2 tRNA genes are annotated in these 476 nt (G+C 47.3%); both read right to left on the bottom strand.

What is annotated here, in order from left to right:
- Nucleotides 1–275: 275 nt before the first annotated feature.
- Nucleotides 276–351, bottom strand: a tRNA-Ala gene (locus tag AB4Z32_RS27700).
- 24 nt (nt 352–375) lie between these two features.
- A tRNA-Ile gene (locus tag AB4Z32_RS27695) sits at nt 376–452 on the bottom strand.
- Nucleotides 453–476: the final 24 nt, after the last annotated feature.

Below are 476 nucleotides of genomic sequence, written 5' to 3'. Positions count from 1 at the left end.
TCATCGCCTGTAATCGCCAAGGCATCCACCATGTGCACTTATTCACTTGTCCCTATAACGTTGGCCCCTGCATGAGTGTCAGGGAACGTCATAGGCAAATGACAGCTTACTTTGTTTGTTGATACATACAGATTTTCTACCCTAAGTGTGTGTCTAACTTTCGTTAGCTACACGCTTAAAGAAAACTTTACTTCTTCCAGATTGTTAAAGAACGAGAACTACACTTATCGAAATCCAGYTTGGACTGAACTTKGATAAATGCAGTGATGAAGAGTTGGTGGAGGATGACGGGATCGAACCGACGACCCCCTGCTTGCAAAGCAGGTGCTCTCCCAGCTGAGCTAATCCCCCTCGGAATTACTACCGCATGATCCGTGGTAGGGCTGGTTGGACTCGAACCAACGACCCCCGCGTTATCAACACGGTGCTCTAACCAGCTGAGCTACAGCCCCGAAAACTCTTCTCGTTTAACTTTA

Origin of the sequence: Massilia sp. 2TAF26 (assembly GCF_052115005.1) — a bacterium.
Lineage (GTDB): Bacteria > Pseudomonadota > Gammaproteobacteria > Burkholderiales > Burkholderiaceae_D > Telluria.
This window is presented reverse-complemented; position numbering and strand designations above follow the sequence as displayed.